The organism is Rhodoblastus sp., from assembly GCF_041915505.1.
In the GTDB taxonomy this organism is placed as follows: Bacteria; Pseudomonadota; Alphaproteobacteria; order Rhizobiales; family Beijerinckiaceae; genus Rhodoblastus.
Genome location: NZ_JAYSBG010000140.1, coordinates 1 through 8,665, shown reverse-complemented (window position 1 = coordinate 8,665; position 8,665 = coordinate 1). Strand labels below are relative to the sequence as shown.

The following is an 8,665-nucleotide window of genomic DNA, read 5'->3' as shown; positions in this document are numbered from 1 at the left end:
TCTGCACGACGCGCAGGTTCTGCGTGGTCACGCGCTCGACGCCCATATGGCCGGCCATCTTCTTGTTCTTGAAGGTCTTGCCGGGATCCTGACGGCCGCCGGTCGAACCATGCGAACGATGCGAGACAGACACGCCGTGGGTCGCGCGCAGGCCGCCGAAGTTCCAGCGCTTCATCGGGCCGGCGAAACCCTTGCCGGTGGTGGTGCCGGTGACGTCAACGAACTGGCCGACGACGAAATGGTCGGCGGTGATCTCGGCGCCGATCGGCAGCAGGCCATCCGCGTCAACGCGGAATTCGGCGAGCTTCAGCTTCGGCTCGACCTTCGCGACCGCGAAGCGGCTGCGTTCGGCCTTGGAGACGTTCTTGACCTTCGCGCGGCCGATGCCGAGCTGAACGGCGGTATAGCCGTTCTTCTCGAGCGTGCGGTGCGCGACGACCTGAACGCCGTCGAGTTTCAGTACCGTGACCGGGACATGTTCGCCGCTGTCCGTGAAGACGCGGGTCATGCCGACCTTCTGTGCGATGACGCCTGAGCGCATTGTTTCTTTCCTTTAAGGCGCATTCGTCATGCGAAGAGGCGCCGCGAGACGTTATGAAAACGTCTCAATACCAGATTAGAGCTTGATCTCGACGTCGACGCCCGCAGCGAGGTCGAGCTTCATCAGAGCATCGACGGTCTGCGGGGTCGGATCGACAATATCGAGAACCCGCTTGTGGGTGCGGATTTCGAACTGTTCGCGCGACTTCTTGTCGACGTGGGGCGAGCGGTTCACCGTGAACTTCTCGATGCGGGTCGGCAGCGGGATCGGACCACGAACCTGAGCGCCGGTGCGCTTGGCGGTGGAGACGATTTCCTTCGTCGACGTGTCAAGAATCCGATGATCGAACGCCTTGAGGCGGATCCGGATGTTTTGTCCGTTCATTTCTGCATCCTCTGAGCGAACCGATGCGGTTTTGAACCCGCATCGGCGCAACCCGCCTGATTATTCGATGATGGAAGCGACGACGCCGGCGCCGACCGTGCGGCCGCCTTCGCGGATGGCGAAGCGCAGCTTCTCTTCCATGGCGATCGGAACGATCAGCGCCACGTCCATCGAGACGTTGTCGCCCGGCATCACCATTTCCGTGCCCTCGGGGAGCGTCACGATGCCCGTCACGTCCGTCGTGCGGAAATAGAACTGCGGACGATAGTTCGTGAAGAACGGCGTATGACGACCGCCCTCTTCCTTCGTCAGGATATAGGCCTCGGCCTTAAACTTGGTGTGCGGCTTCACCGAACCCGGCTTGCACAGCACCTGGCCGCGCTCGACGTCCTCGCGCTTGGTGCCGCGCAGCAGGCAGCCCACATTGTCGCCCGCCTGGCCCTGATCCAGCAGCTTGCGGAACATTTCAACGCCGGTCACCGTCGTCTTCACCGTCGGCTTCAGGCCGACGATCTCGACTTCCTCGCCAACCTTGACAATGCCGCGCTCGACGCGGCCGGTCACAACCGTGCCGCGGCCCGAGATCGAGAACACGTCTTCAACCGGCATCAGGAACGGCTGGTCAATCGGACGCTCCGGCTGCGGAATGTAGTCGTCAACCGTCTTCATCAGCGCCAGCACGGCCTTGGAGCCCAGCTCCGGATCGCCGTTGTCCAGCGCAACCTTGGCCGAACCCTTGGTGATCGGAATGTCGTCGCCCGGGAACTCGTATTTCGACAGCAGCTCGCGAACCTCAAGCTCGACCAGCTCCAGCAGTTCCGGATCGTCGACGAGATCGACCTTGTTCAGGAACACCACCAGCGCCGGAACGCCGACCTGGCGGGCCAGCAGGATGTGCTCGCGGGTCTGCGGCATCGGACCGTCAGCGGCCGACACCACCAGGATCGCGCCGTCCATCTGCGCCGCGCCGGTGATCATGTTCTTCACATAGTCGGCGTGGCCGGGGCAGTCGACATGCGCATAATGGCGGTTCGCGGTCTCATATTCGACATGCGCCGTCGAAATCGTGATGCCGCGCGCCTTCTCTTCCGGCGCCTTGTCGATCTGGTCGTACGCCGTGAAGGTCGCGCCGCCCGACGTCTCAGCCAGAACCTTCGTGATCGCCGCCGTCAACGACGTCTTGCCGTGGTCAACGTGACCAATCGTGCCGATGTTGCAGTGCGGCTTCGTGCGTGAAAATTTTTCCTTGGCCATGGCCCTCGTTCCGAATGTCAGGCGGTAGAATCCAACGAGGGCGCTGAATAGAAGGCTTTCGGCGCAACTTCAAGAGCCAAATCGCCAAAAAGCGACGCCTTCCGCAGCAGCGCGCGCGCTCATCGGGCGGTGAGGAACTTCGCACAATTCATTGTTTCAACGATATTTTTTTGCCGTCGTGCGACGCCGCGCGGCCATCTTTACGCAATCCTTATGCGGCGCGGCCTCCTTCCGCATCGAAATTTGATGCGGCTTTCGCCAATTTCCGCCGCGCAAAATGAAAGGAACAGCCATGTCCGATCTTGGCTTCGTCGCCCTTGGCCTGGGGCTCATGTGCCTGCTGGCGCTGTATGCCGCCGCCCTGACCCGCGCCTGAGGAGACCCCGCAATGTTCGAACCGATCCTCGGCCTCGTCGTGGCCGTCCTGCTCGGGATCTATCTGGTTTTCGCCTTGCTCAATCCCGAGCGCTTCTAAACCCTTCCGGAGTTCGCAATGACCCTGTCCGGCTGGCTGCAAATCGGCCTGATCCTCGGCCTCGCCGCGCTCACCGCGCGGCCGCTCGGCCTTTATATGGCGCGCGTCTTTTCCGGCGAGCGCACCTTTCTCACGCCCGTCCTCGGCCCCGTCGAGGGCGTTTTCTATCGCCTCGCCGGCGTTTCGACCGAGCGCGAGCAGGGCTGGCTTGCCTATACCCTGGCCATGCTCGCTTTTTCAGCGGCCGGTTTCGCGTCGCTCTACGCGATCCTGCGGCTGCAGGCTTATCTGCCGCTGAATCCGCAGGGCTTCGACAATGTCCCACCCGATCTCGCCTTCAACACCGCCATCAGCTTCCTGACCAACACCAATTGGCAGGCCTATGGCGGCGAGACGACCATGAGCCATTTCTCGCAAATGGCCGGGTTGGCGGTGCATAATTTCCTCTCCGCCGCCACCGGCATTGCGCTCGCTTTGGCCGTGACCCGCGCCTTCGCCCGCGCCAGCGCCTCGACGCTCGGCAATTTCTGGGTCGATCTCACCCGCTCGACGCTTTATGTCCTGCTGCCGATCAGCCTGCTGGTCGCCCTCGGCTTTCTAGCCACCGGCGCGCCGCAGACGCTGGCCGGCTCGGTCGAGGCGACCACGCTGGAAGGCGCCAAACAGGTCATCGCGCTTGGCCCGATGGCGAGCCAGGAGGCGATCAAGCAGCTCGGCACCAATGGCGGCGGCTTCTTGAACGCCAATGCCGCTCATCCGTTCGAGAACCCCGACGCCGTCGCCAATCTGCTCCAGATCTGGGCCATGCTGGCGGTGTCGCTTGGCCTGCTCGTCACTTTCGGCCGCATGGTCGGGTCCGAGAAACAGGGCTGGGCTCTGGTCCGGGTCGTCGGCGTGCTGCTGGTCGCCGCCGTCGCCGTCGTCTATTGGGCGGAAAGCTACGGCAATCCGCTGCTGACCCAGCTTGGGCTCGATCCCGCCAATGGCAATATGGAGGGCAAGGAGCTGCGCTTCGGCGTCGCGCTGTCGTCCCTCTATGCGGCCGTCACCACCGGCCTGTCCTGCGGCGCGGTCAACGCCATGCATGACTCGCTGACGCCCATCGGCGGCCTGATCCCGATGTTCCTGATCCAGCTCGGCGAAGTGCTGCCGGGCGGCGTGGGTTCGGGCCTTTACGGCCTGGTGGTCTTCGCCATTCTCTCGGTTTTCATCGCCGGGCTGATGGTCGGCCGCACCCCGGAATTTCTGGGCAAGAAGATCGAGTCCCGCGAGATCAAGCTGGCCATGCTGGCCGTGCTGATCCTGCCGCTCGCCATCCTCGGCTTCTCGGCGGTGGCGGCGGTGCTGCCGGCGGCCTTGTCGAGCCTCGCCAACAACGGCCCGCATGGCCTGTCCGAGATCCTCTACGCCTATACCTCCTCGGCCGGCAACAATGGCTCCGCTTTCGCGGGCCTGAGCGCCAACACGCCGTGGTGGAACATCACCACCGCCATCGCCATGGTCATGGGCCGCTTCGGCTATGTCGTGCCGGTCATGGCCATCGCCGGCTCCATCGCAGCGAAGAAGAAGGCGCAGGCCTCGGCGGGAACCTTCCCAACCGACAGCGGCCTGTTCGTCGGCCTGGTCGTCGGCGTCATCCTGATCGTCGGCGGCCTGCAATTCTTCCCCGCCCTCGCCCTCGGTCCGATCGTCGAGCACGTGTTGATGCTCGCCGGCAAGACTTTCTGAGGTAACTTGAAATGTCGCAGAAATCCGAAGCTAAACACAGGCTTTCCCTGTTTGATCCGGCGATCATGCGCGAAGCCGCGGTCGAGGCTTTCAAGAAGCTTGACCCTCGCAAGCTCGCCGCCAATCCGGTGATTTTCGTCACCGAGGCCGTCGCCGCGCTGGTCACGCTGCTCTGGGCGCGCTCGCTGGTCCTCGGCAATGGCGAGCCGTCCTTCTCCGGCCAGATCGCGCTGTGGCTGTGGTTCACCGTGCTGTTCGCCACCTTTGCGGAGGCTGTAGCCGAAGGGCGCGGCAAGGCCCAGGCGGCGACCCTGCGCGCGACGCGCTCCGACACCATGGCCAAGCGCATGATGGACCCGGACGGCGCGGCCCATCTCGGCGCGGTCATACAGAAGGTTCCCGCGCTCGACCTGCGCGCCGGCGATGTCGTGCTGGTCGAGGCCGGCGACATCATCCCCTCGGACGGTGATATCATCGAGGGCGTGGCTTCGGTTAATGAAAGCGCGATCACCGGCGAATCCGCACCCGTGATCCGCGAGGCCGGCGGCGACCGCTGCGCCGTGACCGGCGGCACCACGGTCCTGTCCGACTGGATCAAGGTCCGCATCACCGCCCAACCCGGCAACACCTTCATCGACCGCATGATCGCGCTGGTCGAAGGCGCCGAGCGGCAGAAGACGCCGAACGAACTGGCTCTGTCCGTCCTGCTGGCCGGCCTGACCCTGATCTTCCTGATCGCGGTGGTGACGCTGTGGAGCCTCGCGGCTTATTCCGGCGCCGTGGTCGGCGTGACCGTGCTGGTGGCGCTGCTGGTGACGCTGATCCCCACCACCATCGGCGGGTTGCTCTCAGCCATCGGCATTGCGGGCATGGATCGTCTGGTGCGCTTCAACGTGCTGGCGACTTCGGGCCGCGCGGTCGAGGCGGCGGGCGACGTCGACACGCTGCTGCTCGACAAGACCGGCACCATTACCTTCGGCAATCGCATGGCCAGCGAATTCATCCCCATGCCCGGCGTCTCGGCGGCGGATCTGGCGGAAGCCTCGCTCGCCGCGAGCCTCGGCGACGAGACGCCGGAAGGCCGCTCCATCGTGGCGTTGGCCAAGACCGAATTCGGCGCGCGCGACCCCGATTTCAACGGCGCAACCCCGGCCATCGTGCCTTTCGCGGCGCAGACCCGGCTGTCCGGCGTCGACGCCGGCGGGCGCTCGATCCGCAAGGGCGCGGTCGAGGCAGTGCTGAAATTCATCGGCCTGCCGCAGGAGTCGACGCCGCCAGAATTCAAGGCCGGCGTCGAGCGCATCGGCCATAGCGGCGGCACGCCGCTGGCGGTGTCGGACAAGGGCCGCCTGCTCGGCCTGATCCATCTCAAAGACGTGGTGAAGCCGGGCATTCGCGAGCGTTTCGCCGCCTTGCGCGCCATGGGCATCAAGACCGTGATGATCACCGGCGACAATCCGCTTACCGCCGCCTCGATCGCCACGGAAGCCGGCGTGGACGACTTCCTCGCCGAAGCGACCCCCGAGGACAAGCTGCGCCTGATCCGGAAAGAGCAGACCGGCGGGCGGCTGGTCGCCATGTGTGGCGACGGCACCAATGACGCGCCGGCGCTCGCCCAGGCCGATGTCGGCGTCGCCATGCAGACCGGCACCCAGGCCGCGCGCGAAGCCGGCAATATGGTCGATCTCGACAGCGATCCAACCAAGCTGATCGAGATCGTGGAGATCGGCAAGCAACTGCTGATGACGCGCGGCTCGCTGACCACCTTCTCCATCGCCAATGATGTGGCGAAATATTTCGCCATCCTGCCGGCTTTGTTCATCGCGACTTATCCGGAACTGGGCGCGCTGAACGTGATGCGCCTGTCGTCGCCGCAATCGGCGATCCTGTCGGCGGTGATCTTCAACGCGATCATCATCGTGCTGCTGATCCCGCTGGCGCTGAAGGGCGTCGCCTATCGTCCCGTTGGCGCGGCGGCCTTGCTGCGCCGGAATTTGTTGATCTACGGCCTCGGCGGCCTGGTCGCGCCCTTTATCGGGATCAAGGCGATCGACCTGATCGTCGCCGCGCTACACCTAGCTTGAAGGCGCCTCCCTTCTCCCCCTAGGGCGTTCGATAGAACGCCCGTCCTTCAACGGGCTATGGCGGGAGAAGGTGGCTCGCCAACGGCGAGACGGATGAGGGGTTTCGCCCAAGCGGTCACCCCCTCATCCGGCCCTTCGGGCCACCTTCTCCCGCAAGGGGAGAAGGGGCATCCCCGGAAACTATGAGAAAACCAATGCAACATCTTCGCCCCGCCATCGTCCTGCTGGTTCTCTTCACCGCCCTCACCGGCCTCGCCTATCCACTCGCGCTTACCGGAGTCGCCGCCGTGCTGTTTCCCTGGCAGGCCGGCGGCTCGCTAGTCATGCGCGATGGAAAAATCGTCGGCTCGGCCCTGATCGGCCAGAACTTCACCTCGCCGACCTATTTCCAGTCGCGCCCCTCGGCGACCAGCGCGCCCGACCCGAACGATGCGAGCAAGACGGTCGACGCGCCCTATAACGCCGCCAATTCCAGCGGCTCCAATCTCGGCCCGACCAGCAAGGCTTTGATCGACCGCGTCAAGGCCGCGGCCGACGCCAAGCGCGAGGCGGGCTGGACCGGCCCGATCCCGGCCGATTCCGTCACGACCTCGGCCTCCGGGCTCGACCCGCACATCTCGCCGGACAACGCCTTGTTGCAGGCGCCCGCCGTCGCCAAGGCGCGCGGCCTCGACCCCGCCAAGGTGCGCGATCTCGTCGCCGCTCATATCGAAAGGCCGACGCTCGGCTTTTTCGGCGAGCCCCGCGTCAATGTGCTCTTGCTGAATCTGGCCCTGGACGCGCTAAAATAAGGCATGGCGACGGAACGCGAGCGCGACCGCCGCCCCGATCCCGAAGCGCTGCTGGCGCTTGCGGGACGCGAGGGGCGCGGCAGATTGAAGGTCTTCCTCGGCGCCGCTCCCGGCGTGGGGAAGACCTATGCCATGCTCGCCGCCGCGCGACGGCTCAAGGCCGAGGGAACCGATGTCGTCATCGGCCTCGTCGAGACCCACCAGCGCGCCGAAACCGCCGCTTTGCTCGAAGGTCAGGAGGTGCTCGCGCGCAAGAAAATCCCCTATCGCGGGCGCGAGCTGGAGGAATTCGACATAGACGCGGCTTTGGCCCGCCGCCCCGCCCTGATCGTGGTGGACGAACTCGCCCATACCAACGCCCCCGACAGCCGGCACCCCAAGCGCTGGCAGGATGTCGAGGAATTGCTCGACGCCGGCCTCGACGTCTGGACCGCGCTGAACATCCAGCATCTCGAAAGCCTCGCCGAAGTCGTCAGCAAGGTCACGGGCGTCGCCGTGCGCGAAACCGTGCCCGACCGCGTGCTGCAACGCGCCGACGATGTCGTGCTGGTCGACATCACGCCCGACGAGCTGATCCAGCGGCTGCACGAAGGCAAGGTCTATCTGCCCGAAACGGCGCGGCGCGCCACGCAGAATTTCTTCACCCCGCGCAATCTCACCGCCTTGCGCGAACTCGCTCTGCGCAGCACCGCCGACCGCGTCGACGACCAGATGGCGGATTATCTGCGGCAGGCCGCGATCGAGGGACCGTGGGAGACCTCGGACCATCTGCTGGTCTGTATCGGCGCCGACGCGCAGGCGGAAACGGTCGTCCGCACCGGCGGACGCCTCGCGACGCGGCTCAACGCCTCCTGGATCGTGGTCCATGTGGCGCCGGAAGGCCATCAGGAAAGTGACCCCGCCAAGGTCCGTTTCGTGGACCATGCCTTCCGCCTCGCCGAGCGCCTGGGGGCCGAGACGGCGCGGCTCTCCGCCTCGGATGCGGTCGGCGAAATCCTGCGCTATGCGCGGCGCGAAAATGTCACGCAGATCATGGTCAGCCGCGCGCGCGGAAAATTCTGGCGGCGTTGGCTGCGTCGCGATTTCGCCTATGAGATCGTCCGGCAATCCACCGACATCCCCATCCACATCATCGCCGCGCCCGAGGCGCCCGCGCCGAAAGCGCGAGGCCTGCGGCTGAAATGGCGGGCCGTCCTGCGCCGCCGGATGGAGGCCGGGCTGATCGGCGCGGTCGCGGCGGTCGCCGTCGCGGTCGGCGTCGGCGAGGCGTTGAACGCCGTGCTGCGGCTGCCCAATCTCTCCATGGTCTTCCTGCTCGCCGTGCTGGTCTGCGCCGAGCGTTTCGGCCTGTTATCCGCGATCGCCGCCTCGTTTCTCTCCTTTCTCGCCTATAATTTCTTCTTCATCG

General features: G+C 65.3%; 8 protein-coding genes. 5 read left to right on the top strand and 3 right to left on the bottom strand.

The window, feature by feature from the left end:
* The 3 genes from rplC to tuf form a co-directional block, all read right to left on the bottom strand.
* The coding region (rplC, locus tag ACE3S9_RS10460; RefSeq protein ID WP_374546397.1) for a 50S ribosomal protein L3 at positions 1 to 541 on the bottom strand (541 nt) is incomplete at its 3' end.
* 75 nt (positions 542 to 616) lie between these two features.
* Positions 617 to 925 carry a 30S ribosomal protein S10 gene (gene rpsJ / locus ACE3S9_RS10455; protein ID WP_085773755.1) on the bottom strand — a complete coding sequence of 103 codons (309 nt, stop codon included), beginning with the start codon at positions 923 to 925 and terminating at the stop codon, positions 617 to 619.
* Positions 926 to 985: 60 nt separating this feature from the next.
* Entirely contained in the window at positions 986 to 2,179 is a 1,194-nt protein-coding gene (gene tuf, locus ACE3S9_RS10450; protein WP_374546396.1) for an elongation factor Tu, read from the bottom strand.
* A gap of 388 nt (positions 2,180 to 2,567) precedes the next feature.
* Between tuf and kdpF the strand changes: the two genes are divergently transcribed.
* The 5 genes from kdpF to ACE3S9_RS10425 form a co-directional block, all read left to right on the top strand.
* Positions 2,568 to 2,654, top strand: coding sequence for a K(+)-transporting ATPase subunit F (gene kdpF, locus ACE3S9_RS10445; RefSeq protein WP_374546398.1), 87 nt, complete (start codon positions 2,568 to 2,570; stop codon positions 2,652 to 2,654).
* An 18-nt stretch (positions 2,655 to 2,672) separates the two neighbouring features.
* A complete protein-coding gene (gene kdpA, locus ACE3S9_RS10440; RefSeq protein ID WP_374546395.1) occupies positions 2,673 to 4,382 on the top strand; it encodes a potassium-transporting ATPase subunit KdpA in 1,710 nt (569 codons plus the stop codon).
* An 11-nt stretch (positions 4,383 to 4,393) separates the two neighbouring features.
* The gene (kdpB, locus tag ACE3S9_RS10435; RefSeq protein WP_374546394.1) at positions 4,394 to 6,466 is read left to right on the top strand and encodes a potassium-transporting ATPase subunit KdpB; all 2,073 of its coding nucleotides are present in this window, start codon (positions 4,394 to 4,396) and stop codon (positions 6,464 to 6,466) included.
* 194 nt (positions 6,467 to 6,660) lie between these two features.
* Positions 6,661 to 7,257, top strand: coding sequence for a potassium-transporting ATPase subunit KdpC (gene kdpC / locus ACE3S9_RS10430; protein WP_374546393.1), 597 nt, complete (start codon positions 6,661 to 6,663; stop codon positions 7,255 to 7,257).
* A 3-nt stretch (positions 7,258 to 7,260) separates the two neighbouring features.
* The coding region (locus ACE3S9_RS10425) for a DUF4118 domain-containing protein (RefSeq protein WP_374546392.1) at positions 7,261 to 8,665 on the top strand (1,405 nt) is incomplete at its 3' end.

Coding starts and splice junctions, on each gene's coding strand:
- rpsJ (WP_085773755.1), bottom strand. CDS start 925: ATGAACGGACAAAACATCCGGATCCGCCTCAAGGCGTTCGATCATCGG.
- tuf (WP_374546396.1), bottom strand. CDS start 2,179: ATGGCCAAGGAAAAATTTTCACGCACGAAGCCGCACTGCAACATCGGC.
- kdpF (WP_374546398.1), top strand. CDS start 2,568: ATGTTCGAACCGATCCTCGGCCTCGTCGTGGCCGTCCTGCTCGGGATC.
- kdpA (WP_374546395.1), top strand. CDS start 2,673: ATGACCCTGTCCGGCTGGCTGCAAATCGGCCTGATCCTCGGCCTCGCC.
- kdpB (WP_374546394.1), top strand. CDS start 4,394: ATGTCGCAGAAATCCGAAGCTAAACACAGGCTTTCCCTGTTTGATCCG.
- kdpC (WP_374546393.1), top strand. CDS start 6,661: ATGCAACATCTTCGCCCCGCCATCGTCCTGCTGGTTCTCTTCACCGCC.